General features: G+C 67.6%; 11 protein-coding genes. 7 read left to right on the forward strand and 4 right to left on the reverse strand.

Annotated elements, in window-relative coordinates; all coding sequences use genetic code 11:
• Window positions 1–324: 324 nt before the first annotated feature.
• On the forward strand, window positions 325–3,747 hold the full coding sequence (locus ACIQ51_RS03570; RefSeq protein WP_396203637.1) for an amidohydrolase family protein: 3,423 nt from the start codon (window positions 325–327) through the stop codon (window positions 3,745–3,747).
• A 40-nt stretch (window positions 3,748–3,787) separates the two neighbouring features.
• Complete coding sequence (locus tag ACIQ51_RS03575) at window positions 3,788–6,127, forward strand: hypothetical protein (protein WP_396203638.1); 2,340 nt, start codon at window positions 3,788–3,790, stop codon at window positions 6,125–6,127.
• A 48-nt stretch (window positions 6,128–6,175) separates the two neighbouring features.
• Here ACIQ51_RS03575 and ACIQ51_RS03580 read toward each other — a convergent pair whose 3' ends face one another.
• Complete coding sequence (locus ACIQ51_RS03580) at window positions 6,176–7,372, reverse strand: amidase (protein ID WP_396203639.1); 1,197 nt, start codon at window positions 7,370–7,372, stop codon at window positions 6,176–6,178.
• Between the two features lie 88 nt (window positions 7,373–7,460).
• On the opposite strand from ACIQ51_RS03580, the gene ACIQ51_RS03585 reads away from it, so the two are divergent.
• Together ACIQ51_RS03585 and ACIQ51_RS03590 are read left to right on the forward strand one after the other, a co-directional pair.
• Window positions 7,461–8,339 carry a DUF6671 family protein gene (locus ACIQ51_RS03585; protein ID WP_396203640.1) on the forward strand — a complete coding sequence of 293 codons (879 nt, stop codon included), beginning with the start codon at window positions 7,461–7,463 and terminating at the stop codon, window positions 8,337–8,339.
• 37 nt (window positions 8,340–8,376) lie between these two features.
• Window positions 8,377–8,823, forward strand: a complete 447-nt coding sequence (locus ACIQ51_RS03590) for a hypothetical protein (protein ID WP_396203641.1) — start codon at window positions 8,377–8,379, stop codon at window positions 8,821–8,823.
• A 3-nt stretch (window positions 8,824–8,826) separates the two neighbouring features.
• Here the strand turns inward: ACIQ51_RS03590 and ACIQ51_RS03595 are convergent, their stop codons facing one another.
• Both ACIQ51_RS03595 and ACIQ51_RS03600 read right to left on the reverse strand, forming a co-directional pair.
• Window positions 8,827–10,137: an APC family permease gene (locus ACIQ51_RS03595; RefSeq protein ID WP_396203642.1), complete on the reverse strand. Its 1,311-nt coding sequence runs from the start codon at window positions 10,135–10,137 to the stop codon at window positions 8,827–8,829.
• Between the two features lie 4 nt (window positions 10,138–10,141).
• The gene (locus tag ACIQ51_RS03600) at window positions 10,142–12,181 is read right to left on the reverse strand and encodes a sodium-translocating pyrophosphatase (protein WP_396203643.1); all 2,040 of its coding nucleotides are present in this window, start codon (window positions 12,179–12,181) and stop codon (window positions 10,142–10,144) included.
• Between the two features lie 176 nt (window positions 12,182–12,357).
• On the opposite strand from ACIQ51_RS03600, the gene ACIQ51_RS03605 reads away from it, so the two are divergent.
• The 3 genes from ACIQ51_RS03605 (at window position 12,358) to ACIQ51_RS03615 (ending at window position 16,684) form a co-directional block, all read left to right on the forward strand.
• Window positions 12,358–14,226, forward strand: a complete 1,869-nt coding sequence (locus ACIQ51_RS03605; RefSeq protein ID WP_396203644.1) for a Xaa-Pro dipeptidyl-peptidase — start codon at window positions 12,358–12,360, stop codon at window positions 14,224–14,226.
• 228 nt (window positions 14,227–14,454) lie between these two features.
• Entirely contained in the window at window positions 14,455–16,275 is a 1,821-nt protein-coding gene (locus tag ACIQ51_RS03610) for a glycoside hydrolase family 3 protein (protein WP_396203645.1), read from the forward strand.
• A gap of 31 nt (window positions 16,276–16,306) precedes the next feature.
• Complete coding sequence (locus ACIQ51_RS03615; protein ID WP_396203646.1) at window positions 16,307–16,684, forward strand: hypothetical protein; 378 nt, start codon at window positions 16,307–16,309, stop codon at window positions 16,682–16,684.
• A 41-nt stretch (window positions 16,685–16,725) separates the two neighbouring features.
• Here ACIQ51_RS03615 and ACIQ51_RS03620 read toward each other — a convergent pair whose 3' ends face one another.
• Complete coding sequence (locus tag ACIQ51_RS03620) at window positions 16,726–17,508, reverse strand: enoyl-CoA hydratase/isomerase family protein (RefSeq protein WP_396203647.1); 783 nt, start codon at window positions 17,506–17,508, stop codon at window positions 16,726–16,728.
• Between the last annotated feature and the right edge of the window lie 53 nt (window positions 17,509–17,561).

The following is a 17,561-nucleotide window of genomic DNA, read 5'->3' on the forward strand; positions in this document are numbered from 1 at the left end:
GTTGTTGCTGCGCCATGCGACGCCGACCGGCACACCCATTGAACGAATGAATGGGTAGGGCGACCTGACTGCCGCAAACGGGGACTAAAGGCAGTACGGTGGGACAGTCGCCACGAGAATGCACCCAAACCGGGGGATCGGCAAGCATTCGGCCCATCGCCTCCGGATGGCGGCGGCACGGCCCCCGTCCCCCCGTGGCCGGCTCCCGGTGGCGCTCCGCGAGCTTGCCCACCAGCCGGACGGGCCGCACACTCAACGGGCACGGCCGTACGGCCGTACGTGGTCAGTTTCTGGAACCCCTGTGTCCTTCGACCCGGAGCCGTCGTGCGTCTGCGTTCCTGCACGTTCCTCGTGGCCCTCGCGGCTGCTGTCCCCTCAAGCGCTCAGGCGCAGCCGGCCAGAGGAGCGAATGGCGCCGCCGCGTCCGCAAGCACCAAGCCGCTGCCGCTCGAAGCCACCCGTCGCTACCCGCTCGACACGCGGGAAGGGACCTGGTTGTCGCTGGACGTGTCGCCCGATGGTGGGTCGATCGTGTTCGACATGCTCGGCGACCTCTATCTCATCCCCTTCGCGGGCGGAGACGCGCAACGGCTGACCAGCGGCCTGCCGTACGATGTACAGCCCCGGTTCAGCCCCGACGGGAAGTCGATCGTCTTCATCTCGGACCGGCAGGGGGCGGACAACGTGCATGTCCTCGATCTCGCCACGAAGGAGGTCAAGGAGATCACGCGCGGCCGCAGCAACGTGTACCTCTCGCCGGACTACTCACCCGACGGCAAGTACATCGTGGCGAGCAAGGGCGGCTTCCGCGGCGGGCTGCCCACCTTGTGGCTCTACCATGTACAAGGCGGCACCGGGGTCTCGCTCTATACCGCGCCGGCGACAGCCGCGCCGGGTACCGCCGTGCAGCAGGCGGGCGGTGCCTTCACCGCCGACGGCAAACATCTCTTCTTCACGCAGCGCACGGGCGCGTGGAACTACAACGCGCAATTTCCGCAGTACCAGATCTGGTCGTACAACCGCGACACCGGTGACCGTGAGCCGATGTCGTCGCGTTACGGCTCCGCGGTGCGCCCCACACTGAGCCCCGACGGCAAGTGGCTGGTCTACGGCTCGCGCTACGAGAACAAGACGGGGCTCCGCCTCCGCGATCTCGCCACTGGCGACGAGCGCTGGCTGGCGTACCCCACGCAGCGTGACGAGATGGAGTCGCGCGCCCCGATGGATGCGCTGCCGGGAATGAGCTTCACGCCGGACTCGAAAGAGCTGGTGGCGAGCTACGGCAACAAGCTCTGGCGCGTGAAGGTGGACGGCAGTGGGCAGACGGAGATTCCCTTCCGTGTGCGCGCCGATGTGGAGGTTGGGCCGGAGCTGGCCTTCGCGTATCCGATCAGCGACAGCGCGCAGTTCACCGCTCGGCAGATTCGCGATGCGGTCCCGTCACCCGACGGCACGCAACTCGCCTTCGTGGCGATGGATCGGCTCTATGTGATGGATTGGCCGGCCGGCACACCGCGCCGCGTGTCGACGCTCAACGTGATCGAAGCCGAGCCTGCGTGGTCACCCGACGGCAAGACGCTCGCCTGGACCACGTGGACGGAGCAGGGCGGCCGGCTGTACAAGGCCAGCATCGCGGCCGGGCGCGCCTCGCGCGTTGCCGTGGTGAGCAGCGGTGCCGCCGTGGTGCGGCAACCCGTCTTCTCGCCGAACGGCATGCGCATCGTGGCGCTCGAGAGTCCGTCGCAGGGACGTCGCGATCAGACCGGCGTGACGGGGACCTCGCAGCTGGTCTGGTACGCGGCCACACCGACCGCGCCCGCCGGCGGTGCCCCCGTGCTGATCGCCCGCGCCGCCGGGCGCAGCAAGCCCCACTTCTCCAGCGATACGTCCCGCATCTATCTGTCGTCGGCCAATGGACTCGTGTCGATCCGCTGGGACGGCACCGATGAGCAGCGGCATCTGCGGGTCGTCGGGGCGAGTGGCACCGGTGCCATCGACGATGATGGGCACGGGCACAACGACCTCACGCTCTCCGAGCTCGAGCTCGTGGGGCGTCACGAGGAGCCGGGACTGCAGGGCCCACCGGCGCAGCTGGTGATGATGTCGCCGCAGGGGGATCTCGCCCTCGCGCAGATCGGGGGCGACTTCTACACGGTCGTGGTACCGCCGCGCGGCACGCAGGCCACGGTGAACGTGGCCGAGCCCAACGCGGCGACCTTCCCCGTGCGCAAGCTGACGGACATCGGTGGACAGTTCCCCGCCTGGTCCGGCAACGGCCGTCGCGTGCACTGGTCGATCGGCAATGCGCACGTGGTGTACGATCTCGACGCCGCGACCGCCCGCGATGCCGCGATCGCCGCGGCGCGCCGTGACAGCACCATCGCCGACAGCGCGCGTCCGCGCCCGTACGCACCGAGCGAGCAGCGTGTGCCGGTGGCTGCCACCCGCGATATCCCGAACGGCACGGTGCTGCTGCGCAATGCGAAGCTCGTGACCATGAAGGGGGACGAGGTGATCGCCCGCGGAGACGTGCTCGTGCGGAACAACCGCATCGCAGCGATCGGTGCGACCGGCACCGTGACGGCTCCTTCCGGCGCCACGGAGATGGATCTGGCCGGCGCGACCGTGGTGCCGGGCTTCGTGGATACCCATGCACACCTGCGCGCCGAGCGTGGCACGATCCACGAGACGCAGCCGTGGGCCTATCTCGCCAACCTCGCGTATGGCGTGACCACCACGCGTGATCCGCAGACGGCGACCACCGACGTACTGACCTACCAGGATATGGTGGACGCCGGGACGATCATCGGGCCGCGCATCTTCAGCACCGGACCCGGCGTGTTCAACACGGATAACATCCGTGATCAGGAACATGCGCGGAGCATGCTGAAGCGCTACAGCAGCTACTACGACACGAAGACCATCAAGATGTACGTGGCGGGCGTCCGTCAGGTGCGCCAGTGGATCATCAATGCCGCGCGCGAGCAGCAGCTCATGCCCACCACTGAGGGCTCGCTGGATGTGAAGCTCAACCTCTCGGAGACCCTCGATGGCTATCCCGGCCTCGAACACTCGATGGGGATTACGCCGCTCGGCGCGGACGTCACCGGCTTCATGGCGTGGTCGAAGCGCGCCTACACGCCCACGCTGCTGGTGAACTACGGCGGCCCGTGGGCGGAGAACTGGTTCTTCACGAAGGAGAACCCGTGGGCCGATCCCAAGCTGCAGCGCTTCACCGCGTACGAGGAACTCGCCTCGAAGACGCGCCGCCGCATGGCGTCGATGCCGAACGGCGGTACGGCCGGCGGCTGGTTCCGCGATGAGGAGTATGTGTTCCCGCAGCTCGCGGCCGACGCCACCAAGATCCTGCGGGCCGGTGGTCGCCTTGGGATCGGGAGCCACGGGCAGTTGCAGGGCCTTGGCTATCACTGGGAGCTGTGGGCGATGGCCAGCGGCGGCATGACCAACCACGAGGCGCTGCGTGTGGCCACCATCGTGGGCGCGACGGCGATCGGCCTGCAGAACGACCTTGGCTCCATCGAGGTGGGCAAGCTGGCCGACCTCGTGATCCTCGACAAGGATCCGATGGCCGACCTGCGCAACAGCAATACCGTGCGCTACGTGATGAAGAATGGCCGCCTGTACGATGGCAGTACGCTCGCGGAGCTGCATCCCACGAAGAAGGCAGGCCCCGAGGTGCCGAACCGGCCGGTCGCGCCGCAGACGAAGGCGGGCACGGGCCACTGAGCCCCTGCGGTGTGGTGGGGCGGGCAGGTAGATTCCCAGCATGGCTGACCATCCCACCACATCCCCGTCGACGAACCACACGACGGCACATCTGGGCGCGCTCGCGGTCTGCACTGCGGCGGCGCTCCTCCTGCTGTGGCCATTGCTCACCGGACAGATCATGTTCGGCGGTGGCCGCTCCGACATGTTCATCGCCGGCTACTCGTTCCGCCTGTTCGGGGCCGAGTGGTTCAAGGAGACGGGTGCCATCCCCCAGTGGAACCCGTACCTCTTCAGTGGGCTGCCGTACATCGGCGCGATGCACGGCGACATCTTCTATCCGTCGGCGTGGCTGCGGTGGATCATGCCCGTCGATCTGGCGATCACCTACGCCATGGCGCTGCACTTCGTGCTGGCGGGGTGGTTCATGTATCGCTTCGCGCGCTCGCTTGGCCTGAGCTGGAGCGCCGCGATCGTTGCCGGGGTGGCCTTCGAACTCACGGGGATCGTGGCGTCGCAGATGAGCCCCGGACACGACGGCAAGCTGTTCGTCTCCGCGCTCACGCCCCTGTCGTTCTGGGTGCTGCTCGCCGCCATTCGCCATCAGAAGCGTTGGGCGTTTGGTGTGTTCGCGATCGTGGTCTCGCTGATCATTCTGGGCCATTACCACATGGCCTACTTCCTGTTGCTCGCGCTTGGCCTGTGGGCGTTGTACCTGGTGTTTTGGGATCCCGAGCGTCCGGTGGGCCTCAAGCCGGTACCCGTGCTGGGACTCGCGGCTGCTGGCGTGGCGATCGGTCTTGGTATCACGGCCCTGCAGGTGATGCCATTCTTCGCGTATATCCCCTTCTCGCCGCGTGGCGGTGCCGGTCCCGATCAGGGGTGGGAGTTCGCCACGAGCTACGCGTTGCCGCCCAGTGAGGTGTTCACGCTACTGCTGCCGCAGTTCAACGGGGTGCTCGATCAGTACTGGGGCCGGAACCCGATCAAGTTCCACACCGAGTACATGGGAGCGCTGCCGCTGGTGCTCGCGGCCTTCGCCTTCGGCGACAAGCAACGCCGCGTGATGGCCTACACGCTCGCGGGCTTCGCCCTGTTCTTCTTATTGCTCTCGTTCGCCGGGCACACGCCGTTCTACCGCCCGTTCTACGAGTTCATGCCGCTGCTCAAGAAGATCCGCGCCATGGGCATGGTGTTCTACCTGCCAGCGTTCTTCGTGTGCGTGATGGCCGGTATCGGCGCCGAGCGTGTGTTCGCGAGGACTGTTTCCCTCCGCACCGTGCTGCTCGTGGCGGGCAGCGTGGTGGCCTTCGCGGTACTCGGGGCCGCGGGCGGCCTGCAGGGGCTGGCCGAGTCGATGGCGATCAACGAGCGCTACGAAGCGGTGGTGGCCAACGCGCCGTATCTGCAGCGTGGGGCCGCGCGCCTGCTGGCGTTCGCCGTGCTCGGTACCGTGGTGTTGTGGTTGACCGTCGCCGGCAAGGTGGCACGCCCCGTGGCCGCCGGCCTCCTGGCCGCGATCGTGGCGCTTGACCTGTGGAGCGTCAACAAGACGTTCTACACCTTCTCGCCGCGTGCCACCGAGCTGTTCGCCGATGATGCGATCACGACCAAGCTCAAGAGCGTGAAGCCGCCGTATCGTGTGCTCGACGCGGGTGACAGCTATGGCTGGTCGCTGATGATGGCGTATCGCATTCCGTCGGCCCGCGGTTACCACGGCTTCGAACTCAAGCGGTACGACGATCTCGCAGGGAAGCCGGAAGGTTGGCGCAATCTGTTCTCGCCCAACGTGCTCGACCTGCTGGCGATCCGGTACCTGATCCTGCCGGAGGCGCAGCCGGTGCCCGGTTTCCGCGAAGTGGTCCCGAAGATCACGACGACCTTCGGCACCCCTGCGGTCCTGTACGAGCGTGACACCACACCGGCCTATGCGCGCGTGGTGCCCACGTCGGCGAAGGTAGCGGAGGATCAGGCCGTACCCACGTTGATTGATCCGCGCTTTCCTGTGCACAGCGTGGCGATCTTCGATGATTCCGCCACCGTGCAGTCGCCGGCCGCTGTGCAGCCGTTCCCCGCGCCCACGGCCACGGCGGCGGTCACTGCGTGGCAGCCGGGTGCCATGGAGATTGCCGTGAGCGGTGCCGAAGCCGCACCGGCGCATCTGGTCGTGAGTGAGAACTGGTATAAGGACTGGACGGCGGAGGTGGACGGCAAGCCGGGCATTGTGCGGCGCGCCGATCACAGTCTGCTCAGCGTGGACCTGCCGCCGGGCGCCAAACGCGTGACGCTCACCTTCGCTTCGCCGGAGTATGCGACGGGGAAGATGGTGAGCCTCGTCTCGCTGCTGCTGGCGCTTGGATGGGTTGGGGCGGGGGTGTTGTCGGACCGGCGGCGCGCATAACCACGCGCAGAGCGGCGCGCCGAACAGCGACTTGCCCTGGCGCTGAGGTCAGCGCTCGCTCGATGCGCTGATTCGGCGGGCCAGTGACAGCAGGAGACTGTCCTTGCCGCGTCCAGCCACCAGAGACAGACCGAGCGGGCACCCGTCGAGCAACGCCAGCGGCATCGTGAGCTGTGGCAAGCCGCCGAGTCCAGCGATGCACAGCAGCGCGAGCGTTCGCTCGCGGACCGCGACCGTTTCGTGCGGCGGGAGATTGAGGAGCGGGGCGATGTCGGGGACGGTCGGCATGATCAGCACGGTATCACCGTCCAGCAGCTGATCGAGGTGTGTCATGATCTCGCGCCGCCGCGCACGCACGTCGGTGAGATCGTACGGCGCGCCGCTCGCGACCGCAGCGAATCGTGTACCCACCTGCGGGCCGAACATGGGCTGCGTGCGGGCGATCCACTCCGCGTGCGACGCCCAGATATCGGCATACTGCAGCATGCGAAAGACCTCGAACCATGTCGTCAGCCCTTCGGGGCTTACGGTCACGGGTGTTGCGGGGCCAAGCGCCCGGGTCACGCCGTGAACAGCGGGGCGCAGTGCCGCGGCGGCTTCAGGGAGCGCCTGTGCAAAGGCATCGACCGCAAGTAGCACGCGGATCGGCCCGGCGTGTTCCGGTACGACCTCGCCAAGGAGCACCTCGCCCACGCGGGCGAGCAGGGACGCATCATGTGCGAACCAGCCGCAGGTGTCGAACACTGGCGCCAGCGGTGCGACGCCATCGAGCGCGATGCGGCCGTGCGTGGGGCGGATGCCGTACGTGCCGCAGAAGCTTGCGGGCGCGCGCACCGAGCCGCCGGTGTCGCTGCCGATGGCAAAGTCCACCAGCCCGCTCGCCACGGCCACGGCAGACCCGCTGGACGACCCGCCCGGCACGCGCCCGGGCGCTGCCGGATTGACCGGCGTACCATAGTGCGCGTTCTCACCGGTGAGACTGAAGGCCATCTCCTCGGTATGCGTCTTTCCCACCAGGCTGGCACCCGCCTCGAGAAGCCGCGTGAGCACCGACGCCGAGCTCGTGGCCGGTTCATGCGTGCGCAGCCAATCCGGATTACCGAACCCGGTACGACGCTCGGCCACGTCGAAGATGTCCTTGAGGCCGAACGTCAGGCCGTCGAGCAGCCCGCGCCCAGTGGGGGGCAACGCCACATGCGTATGGGCGCAGAACGCGTTGTGGTGATTCCGGTCGAGAATGGACATGCGGGGAAGCTATCGCCCGGGAGCCAGTCTGCTGGGGCTGCGCAGAGACCCGCTCTGGCGAAGCCCGCGGCTTGCTTATCATGTGCGCATGGCGGACCACGACACCACCGGCGCCTGGCGCGGCAGGACCGCAGCGCTCGCGACCTTGCACGAGAAGGGACGGGTGATTGCCCGCGCCTGCCGCGTGGGGCTCGGGCTGCACGTGCGGACCGTGGCCGTCGATACCGACGCCCTGGGCACCTTCACGGGCGAGGTGCTCCGCGATGGCGACATGCTCTCGGTGGCCTTGCAGAAGGCGCGTCTCGGAATGACCGCGAGCGGCCTGCCGCTGGGGATGGCGAGCGAGGGGAGTTTCGGGCCGCATCCTGTGATTCCCATTCTTCCCGTCGCCACCGAACTGATGGTGTACGTGGACGACGAACGCGGCCTGATGCTGCATGAACTGCTCCACAGCCAGCGGACGAATTACGCGCATCGCGTGGTGACGGCCGCCGACGACCTCGGCCCGTGGCTGCAGTCCGTGGGCTTCCCGGCGCACGCGCTGATCGTCCAGCCGGCACTGAATGACGCGCCCGTCGCGGGCGCCGCGCCGATCACCAAGGGCGTCCGCGATGCAGCGCACCTGGGGCGCGCCATCCGCCGCGCGGTGGCCGAGTCGCCGAATGGCCGCGCCTTTGTGCAAACGGACATGCGCGCACACTGCAATCCGACGCGGATGCGCGTGATCGGCGCGTTGGCCGTTCGCCTGGTACGCCGGCTGCGAACGCCGTGCCCGTCGTGCTTCGCGCCCGGCTGGGGGCGGACCGGAGTGGTCCGTGGGCTGCCGTGCCACGGGTGCGGCATGCCAACCGAGCGTGTGGTTGGGGAGCGGTTTACCTGCGCCGCGTGCCCGTACGAAACGATCGCTCCCCGGCAGGATGGCCTGGCGGGGGCCCCTCCCGGCGACTGCCCTTCCTGTAATCCCTGACCGAGTGCCTCGTCCATGCGGCCATTAGGTTGAGCCCATGTCGTCATCCGCCCGAAAGCCGAACCACCCGGCATCGCACCTGATCGAGCGAGACATCGCCGGTCGTCCTGCCCGTACGTGGGATGGATTCGTCCGGATCGCGGACGAGCAGCATGGCGTATGCGTGCCCGGCACCTGGCACCTCGACTTGCCTGGTGCCGCGCGGCCGATGACGGCAGGCGCACGGTCGGCACGACCGCTCCCCGTTGCCGACGACGTTTCCGCGGAGGCATGGCACGAACACCTGCTGCGCTTCGTGCGTCTGCAGCACCCGCGCATGCAACTCCGGGTGGTCAGGGCCGACACCGATGGATGGCAGCAGATCGAGCTGTCGGCGCCCACCGTGCCGCTGTCGGTCGTGCAGCTCGACCGACAGGGCATGGCCCGCCTGCTGGGCGCCGACGCGCGGCTGACGATGACGGCAGACGCGCGCTCGGGCCGCTGAGACTTACGCGCGGCGCATCGTTCGCGCGGCCACCACGTAGAATCCGCTCGCTACGGTGAGGGTGAGCAGCAGGACCGACCACTCGGCCTGCGTGATGCTGGTGAGCAGCCATGCGATCAGGCCGATCGTGATGAACGGAATGAGCGGTCCACCCGGTACGGCGAATGGCACCGCACCCTCCTGACGGATTCCGCGCCGGCGTAGCATGAACGTGGCCGCCGCACACCCCGCGTACAGCAGCAGCGCGGCGAGATTGGAAATCACGGCCAACTGCTCGAACGAGTTGAACACCGCAAGGGCGCCCACCAGCGTGGTCTGAATGACGATGGCCACGTGCGGCGTGCGGTACGCTGGATGGATCGAACCCACCACCTTGGGGAGCAGGCCATCTTCGGCGAAGCGGAAGAGCGCCCGCGGAACCGCCAAGGTCATGCCGCTCACGTAACCAAACATCGAGATGCTCGCGCCAACCAGCAGCAGCAGGCGCCCCGGGGTACCCAGAAACGATTCCGCCGCGAAAGCAAGCGGTGCCGTCGTGCTCGAGGCGAGCGCATCGCCGAGCAGCCCGGCCGCCACGAGATGCACCGCGAGGTACAGCAGCGTCACGCCGATCATCGCAATCGCGAGGGCGCGCGGTACCGTCCGTGCCGGATCACGCACCTCGCCGCTCGGCACCAGTGCCGTCTCCACCCCACTGAACGCGAACACGAGCACGATCGCCGCGCGCGCCAGGCTCGTGGCGCTCGGCATGTCGTGCACCACGATGTTGGCGGGCTGGATGTAGAAGACGCCGATCGCCACAAAGGCGATGAGCGGCAACAGCTTCGCGATGGAGGCGACGACGATCAGCTTCGTCCCCTGCTCGACGCCGCGGATATTCACCAGCGCGAGCGTGACGAACATCGCCACGATCACCGGCACGCGCAGCGACGGCATGCCGAACAGGGCGCCGAGCCCTTCGGCGAATGCCGACGAGACCCCCGCCACGGCGGTGGTGCCCAGCATCCAAAGCAGTACGCCGGCGAGGAAGCCCACGTAGCGGCCGAACACCGCTTCCACGTAGGCGTACGGTCCGCCGGTGAGCGTGATGCGGCTCCCCGCTTCGGCGAAGCACAGCACCACGAAGCCCATCACCGCGGCGCAGATGAGGTACACGAAGGGGGCGGCGGGACCAGCCGCTGCAGCCGCGCCAGCCGGCAGGCGGAAGATGCCGCCGCCAACGGTGACGTTGAAAATGCTGGCCGCGAGGGCCCAAACGCCAACCGCGCGGACCAGTTCCGGTCCGCGCGGCGACGCTGCTGAAGAGGCAGTCACGAGATCAGGCCTTGGAGAGCAGCGGGATGAGCAGGAGGGCCACGATGTTGATGATCTTGATGAGCGGGTTGATCGCGGGGCCGGCCGTATCCTTGTACGGATCGCCCACCGTGTCACCCGTCACCGCGGCCTTGTGGGCATCGCTGCCCTTGCCGCCGTGGTGGCCTTCCTCGATGTACTTCTTCGCGTTGTCCCACGCGCCACCACCGGTGCACATCGAGATGGCCACGAACAGGCCGGTCACGATGGTGCCCATGAGGAGACCGCCGAGCGCCGCGCCGCCAAGCACCACGCCCACGATCGCGGGGATTACGAGCGGCAGCAGCGAGGGGAGGATCATCTCACGGATCGCGGCCTTAGTGAGCAGGTCCACCGCCCGATCGTACTGCGGCTTCTGGGTGCCCTTCATGATGCCGGGGAGCTCGCGGAACTGCCGGCGCACCTCTTCCACGACCGCACCGGCCGCGCGACCCACGGCCTGCATGGCCGAGGCGCCGAAGAGGTACGGGATCATGCCGCCGATGAGGAGGCCGATCACGACCTTCGGGTCGTCGATCGAGAAGTTCACCGGCGCGCCGAGGTGCTCGCCCAGCTTGCTCGAGTAGTCGGCGAAGAGCACGAGCGCCGCGAGGCCGGCCGAGCCGATCGCGTAGCCCTTCGTGACGGCCTTCGTGGTGTTCCCCACGGCGTCGAGCGCGTCGGTCGTCTTGCGGATCTCGGGGCCGAGGTTGCTCATCTCGGCGATGCCACCGGCATTGTCCGTGATGGGGCCGTAGGCGTCGAGCGCCACGATCATGCCGGCCATGGAGAGCATCGAGGTGGCCGCGATGGCCACGCCGTACAGCCCCGCCATCTGGAAGCAGAAGTAGATCGCGGCGGCCACCACAAGCACCGGCGCCGCCGTCGAACGCATCGACACGGCGAGGCCGGCGATCACGTTGGTGCCGTGACCCGTTTCGGAGGCCTTGGCGATTTGACGCACCGGGCCGTACTCGGTGGCCGTGTAGTACTCGGTGATCACCACGAGCGCCGCGGTGAGGGCGAGACCGATCATCGCGCAGATGAACAGGCTCGTGCCGAGTTCACCCGGGAACATCTGCTGCGTGACAAAGAAGAAGGCGATGGCCGCGAGGACGCCCGACACGATCAGGCCACGGTACAGCGCATTCATGATCTTGCCACCCGGCTTGACGCTCACGAAGAACGTGCCGACGATCGACGCGGGAATGGACACGGCGCCAAGGACGAGCGGGTACAGCACGCCGGTGTTGCCATACGTGGCGAAGCCGAGCCCCGCGACGAGCATTGCCGCGATCACGGTCACGGCATACGTCTCGAACAGGTCGGCGGCCATGCCGGCGCAGTCCCCCACGTTGTCGCCGACGTTGTCGGCAATCACGGCGGGGTTGCGCGGATCGTCTTCGGGGATGCCCGCTTCGACCTTGCCCACGAGGTCAGCGCCGACATCGGCGCCCTTCGTGAAGATACCGCCGCCAAGTCGGGCGAAGATCGAGATGAGCGACGAACCGAACGCCAGGCCCACCATCGGCTCGAGCGCGTGCTTGATCGACGCTTCGTCTGTCGCGCCGCCGATCGCCACCATGTAGAAGCCGGCCACGCCGAGGAGGCCGAGGCCCACCACCAGCATACCGGTGATGGCGCCGCCCTTGAACGAGATGTTGAGTGCGGCGTTGAGGCCGCTCTGCGCCGCCTGCGCCGTACGCGAGTTGGCGCGGACCGACACGAACATACCGATGAAGCCGGCCACGCCGGAAAGCACGGCGCCGATCGCGAAGCCGATCGCGGTCAGCCAGCTGCCGAGGCCAAGGCCGACGGCAAGGAAGAGAATGACGCCGACGATGGCGATGGTGGTGTACTGACGCTTGAGATACGCGTCGGCGCCTTCCTGAATGGCGCCCGCGATCTGCTGCATGCGCTCATTGCCGGCAGGTTGGGCAATGATCCACCGCGCGGACACGATACCATACACGATCGCAATGGCGGCGCAGCCGAGCGCGAGAATAAGGGCGTACTGCTCGAGCACGTAGGGAGTCGGTGGAAGGGGGATGGCAGCCGCCCGGACACCGGGCGGTTCGAGGCTATCCCGAGGAAAATCACCGACCGCACGTGATGTTGCCAGTACCAAGGCCCCGATCCGGGCCGGATCGTAGATTGGGCGGAGCCATACCACTGCGGGTTTCCTCCCTTTCGATACCCTCCATGTTGCCCTCCCCCCGTACCCTCCTGCGTATCGCGGCCCCGTTGGCGGCGCTCGCCGCCTGCCGTCCCGGCACCATGCCGGGGACCGCCCCCCGTGCCGCCGGTGCGGTGCCGTCGCCGTACGTGATCACCGACGGCCAGTCACAGATCACGCCGGCCTTCGCCGATACGGCCCAGTGGATCCGCGAGCGGCTGTGGGTGGAGACCGAGTTCGATTCGGACTTTGACGGACGCAAGGATCGGGTCCATGTGGATGTCACGCGGCCGGGGCCGACCGCGTCCGGACTACGGGTGCCGGTGGTCTACGAGACCAGTCCGTACTTTGCCGGGACCCTCGGCAACGAGGACGTCTTCTGGCCGGTCCGGCAGGAGCTCCGCGCGGAGTCGCCGGCGCGCAAGCTCGGCAACGGTGTCGCCTTCAATGCCGACCGCACGCGTATTGCCTCATCACATGTGCGGGTGTGGGTGCCGCGGGGCTTCGCGGTCGTGCACTCCGAGTCGCCGGGTACGGGCCTCAGTCAGGGGTGCGTGACGATCGGCGGCATGAACGAGTCGCTGGCGCCCAAGGCCGTGGTCGATTGGCTCAACGGCCGCGCCAAGGGGTTTACCAGCGAGGCGGGCAGCACCGAGGTCAAGGCGACGTGGTCGACCGGCAAGGTGGGAATGACCGGCACCTCGTTCAATGGCACGCTGCCGATCGCGGTGGCCACGACGGGTGTGAAGGGCCTGGAGGCAATTATTCCGGTGTCGCCGAACAACTCGTATTACCGGTATTACCGCTCCAATGGACTGGTGCGAAGTCCGGGCGGCTACCTCGGCGAAGACGTGGATGTGCTGTACGACTTCGTGCAGAGCGGCAACCCGATCAGGCGCGCCACCTGCAACCAGAAGGTGCGGGATGCCGACATCATGGCCAACATCGATCGTCGCACGGGTGATCTCAGCGACTGGTGGATGAAGCGCGATTACCTCGAGCAGGCAAAGGGGATCAAGGCCGCGATGCTGACGGCGCACGGCTTCAACGACTGGAACGTGATGCCGTCGCACACCCATCTCATGGCGCAGACGGTCATGGCCAACGGCGTGCCGGTGCAGCAGTACTGGCATCAGGGTGGCCATGGCGGCGAGCCGCCGCTCGCGATGATGAACCGCTGGTTTACGCGCTATCTGCTCGGTGTCAGCAACGGCGTGGAGCAGGATCCGCGTGCGTACGTGGTGCGTGAGGGGGCCAATCGGCAGGCCCCCACCCCGTACGCGGCGTATCCGCATCCGGAGGCGGCCGCGGTCACGCTCCATCCGACCAGAGGGGGGGCGTCGATCGGCGTGCTGGCGGTGTCGGCGACCGGCGGGCAGGGGAGCGAAACGCTCACCGATGATGTGAACCAGACGGGTGGTCAGCTCGCACTCGCGGCGTCGTCGCCGAACCGCTTGCTCTACGCCACCCCCACGCTCACTCAGCCGGTCCATCTCTCCGGCACGGCACGCGTGACCATTTCGGTGGCCTCCAGCAAGGCGGCGGCCAATCTGTCCGTGTGGCTGGTGGAGCTGCCGTGGCCGGCCAACGCCAGCGGAGCGATGAACCCCAACGGCATCATCACGCGCGGGTGGGCGGATCCGCAAAACGCGACGTCTCTGCGCGCCAGCCAGCCGTTGGTGCCGGGGCAGCCCGTCACCCTCACGTTTGACCTCGAGCCCGACGACCAGATCGTCCCGGCCGGCAAGCGTATCGGTCTGATGATCTTCTCGAGCGACAAGGACTTCACCCTGTGGCCGCCGCCGGGCACGCAACTCACCGTCGGTCTCGACGCCACGACGGTCACTCTGCCGATCGTGGGTGGACGTGCCGCGCTGGAGAAGGCGCTGCGCTGACGCGTGGGGCGCACCCCGACGCGCGCCGCCTGGCAGGTCGGGCTGATCGGGACGGCGTGGTGCAGGGGGTGTAGATTGTCAGCACTTGCCGGTTCGACACAGGCACCGGCACACCCATCCCCTGCGAGACCCCCGATGGCGCGTTCCTGGACCCCTCTGTTTCCCCTGTTGGCTCTCGGCTGCGCTACGGCCGGCGCGCCGCGTACCAGTTCCCCCGAGGTGGGCGGTGTGCCTTCCGCTCCGGTGAGTGCCGGCGGGGCCGCCACGGCCGCGCCCTCGGCCGCAGGAACGGTCAGCACGCTGTCGCGCACCCAATGGGCGGACTCGGTGCTCGGCACACTCTCCGTACGGCAGAAGGTCGCGCAGATGGTGTGGGTGTGGACGCTTGGCGACTACACCGCCACCGACGCACCCGCCTACGAGGCCATTGACCGGCAGATTCGCGATCTGGAGCTGGGCGGCGTGATCGTGTCCGTCGGCGGCCCCATGGACATCGCCACCAAGCTCAACGCGCTGCAGCGCACTGCCCGTCTTCCGCTGCTGGTCGGGGCCGATCTTGAGACCGGCGCCGCCTTCCGCGCGCGTGGCGGCTGGTTCCTCCCCAATGCCATCGAGCTTGGTGGGGCCACGTCCTTTCCGTACCAGATGGGCATCGGCGCCACGCGTGATCCCAAGCTTGCCTACGAAATGGGGCGGGTGACGGCTGTCGAAGGACGGGCGATGGGGATTCACATGGCGTTCGCGCCGGTGCTCGACGTCAACAACAACCCCAAGAACCCCGTCATCAGCGCGCGCTCCTTTGGCGAGGATGCCGCCCTCGTGTCGCAGATGGGGGCGGCGCTCGTGAAGGGGATTCAGGAGAACGGGATGCTTGCGACGGGGAAGCACTTCCCTGGACACGGCGACACCGAGCAGAACTCGCATCTCGAACTCTCACGTGTGAACGTGTCGCGCGCGCGTCTCGACAGCGTGGAGCTGCGTCCGTTTCAGGCCGCGATCGACGCCGGCGTGCGTGGCATGATGACCTTCCACGGTGACCTGCCGGCGCTCGACACCACGCATACCGCCGCCACGCTGAGCAAGCTCGTGATGACGGATCTGCTCAAGCGGCAGATGAAGTTCGATGGGCTCCTCGTAACAGACGCCCTCGACATGAACGGGGTACTTGGCGGTCTGTCCATGGGGGAAGCGACCGTGCGGGCCGTTGAAGCGGGGAACGATGTCCTGCTCATGCCCAGCGATGCCAAGGTGGCGATTCAGGCGGTGGTCGATGCCGTGGCATCGGGGCGTGTGACCGAGGCCCGCATCGACGAGTCGGCGCGCAAGTTGCTGCTGGCGAAGCACGAGTTCGGCCTCCATCGCACGCGCTACGTGAATGTGGAGGACGTACGCGCCAAGGTGGGCACGATGGCCAACCAGACGCCGGCACGGGAAGCGGCGACGAAGGCGATCACGCTCGTGCGTGACTCGCTGTCGCTCGTACCGTTCAAGATGCCGCGCACCGCGCGCGTGGTGAGCATCACCGTATCGTCGCGCGTGGATCTCAGCGCGGGCCGCGGCTTCGATGCGGAGCTGCGCAGTGCCTACCCGCAGCTGTTGTCGCTCACGCTCACTCCGGAGATCGTGGCGGAGGCCACGGCCGGCGCGGCGGCGGGGAACGCGGGTGGATATCGCATCACGCCCGACCCCGCCATCTTGCCGGCGTCGGTGGAGAACGCGCTCGCCATTGCGAAGGGCGCGGACATGGTGATCGTGTCGAGCTACATCGGCGCCGCCACCAATACCGCGAGCATGGTGCCCACGAAGGGGCTCTCCGAGCTGCTCAATGGCCTTCGCGCCGCGAACACCAAGGTGGTGCTGGTGAGCTTCAATAATCCGTACCTGCAGCTTGGATTGCCGCTTACCGAGACGCATCTCCTCGGCTGGGCGCCGTGGACGCAGTCGCAGCGCGCTGCTGCCCGTGCACTTCTTGGGCGTGCGCCCATCACCGGCAAACTCCCGATCACGCTGCCCGGCATCGCCAGTTTTGGTGACGGCCTCACGCGCTGATCGTCGTTATCCCCTCCTCGACCTGCGTCTCATGTCCAATCGTTTCCGTTCCGCGCTCGTGGCGCTCGCCCTGGCGGCTCCCGCCTCCACGATCGCGGCGTCGCGCGTCGCGACCGATCTCTCGGGGCTCTGGACCTTCAAGGTGATCACCGAGAACGGCACGGGTACGCCCGCGGTCACGATGAAGCAGCGGGGTGACTCGCTGACCGGTACGTACGAATCCGCGCGAATGGGGGCCCTGCCGTTCACGGGTGTCGTACGAGGGAAGACGTTCGTGTTCGCCGTCAACACCAGCGGCGGCGCCACTCTCACCTTCAACGGCACCATCGTGGATGCCGATCACGTGAAGGGCGACGTGGATTTCGGCGGGCAGGGCGGCGCAACCTTTGAGGGAGAGCGGCGCAAGTAAACGCGCCGGTTCGCGTCAGAGCGCGGCGATCGGGCAGCGCGTTACTTGGCCTTGAACGCGCCGATCGCCTGACGGGTGAAGTCGGAGAGCACGAGCATCCCACTCATCGCGGCGCGTTCCGCGAGCAGCGTCTCCCACTGCTCGGTGCCGGCCCAGAAAACCTGCTTCAGCATCGCCATTGCCTGCGGATTGCAGGCCGCGAGGGTGGCCGCCTGCGCATCGACGGCGGCATCGAGCGCCGTCACGTCGGGTACCACCTTCGCGTAGAGGCCGCGCCGCTCGCACCACGCCGCATCACGCCAGTCGGCGTCGACCGCCATTTGGCTGAAGCTGGCGAGCCCGATTTTCTTCTCGATCACCGGCCCGACGACGAACGGGCCGATGCCCACGGCGAGCTCGCTGAGCTTGGCCGAGGCCTTCTCGACCGCGAACGAGAAATCGGAGGCGGCGATCAGCCCGACCGCGCCCCCCGCCGCCTTGCCATGCACTCGGCTGATGACGAACTGGGGCGCCCGGATCATCGCGAGGATCACCCCGGCGAAGCCACTGAAGAACTGCTGGCCCTGCTCTCGGTCGGCGATCGTGCTGAGCTCATCGAAGGAGGCGCCGGCGCAAAACGGCCCGGTCCCGCCGCTCTGCAGCACGATCACGCGGCAGGCGGGATCCTGACTGATGGCGGTGACGGTCGATGCCAGCTCGCGGAGTACCGCCCCGGGGAGTGAGTTGCTCTTCGGGTGGTAGAACTCGACGCGGCCGACGCCAGCGCTGAGGTGGGTCCGGACGTATCCATCCGGACCGGATTCGATCGGAGAAAATGACGGCATGGGGGACAAAATAGCGCCCGTCTCCGATTGTCGAAGCCGTTGCCCCCCCTGTA

Origin of the sequence: Gemmatimonas sp., from assembly GCF_044344655.1 — a bacterium.
In the GTDB taxonomy this organism is placed as follows: domain Bacteria; phylum Gemmatimonadota; class Gemmatimonadetes; order Gemmatimonadales; family Gemmatimonadaceae; genus Gemmatimonas.

Coding starts and splice junctions, on each gene's coding strand:
- ACIQ51_RS03575 (WP_396203638.1), top strand. CDS start 3,788: ATGGCTGACCATCCCACCACATCCCCGTCGACGAACCACACGACGGCA.
- ACIQ51_RS03605 (WP_396203644.1), top strand. CDS start 12,358: ATGTTGCCCTCCCCCCGTACCCTCCTGCGTATCGCGGCCCCGTTGGCG.
- ACIQ51_RS03620 (WP_396203647.1), bottom strand. CDS start 17,508: ATGCCGTCATTTTCTCCGATCGAATCCGGTCCGGATGGATACGTCCGG.
- ACIQ51_RS03585 (WP_396203640.1), top strand. CDS start 7,461: ATGGCGGACCACGACACCACCGGCGCCTGGCGCGGCAGGACCGCAGCG.
- ACIQ51_RS03590 (WP_396203641.1), top strand. CDS start 8,377: ATGTCGTCATCCGCCCGAAAGCCGAACCACCCGGCATCGCACCTGATC.
- ACIQ51_RS03615 (WP_396203646.1), top strand. CDS start 16,307: ATGTCCAATCGTTTCCGTTCCGCGCTCGTGGCGCTCGCCCTGGCGGCT.
- ACIQ51_RS03580 (WP_396203639.1), bottom strand. CDS start 7,372: ATGTCCATTCTCGACCGGAATCACCACAACGCGTTCTGCGCCCATACG.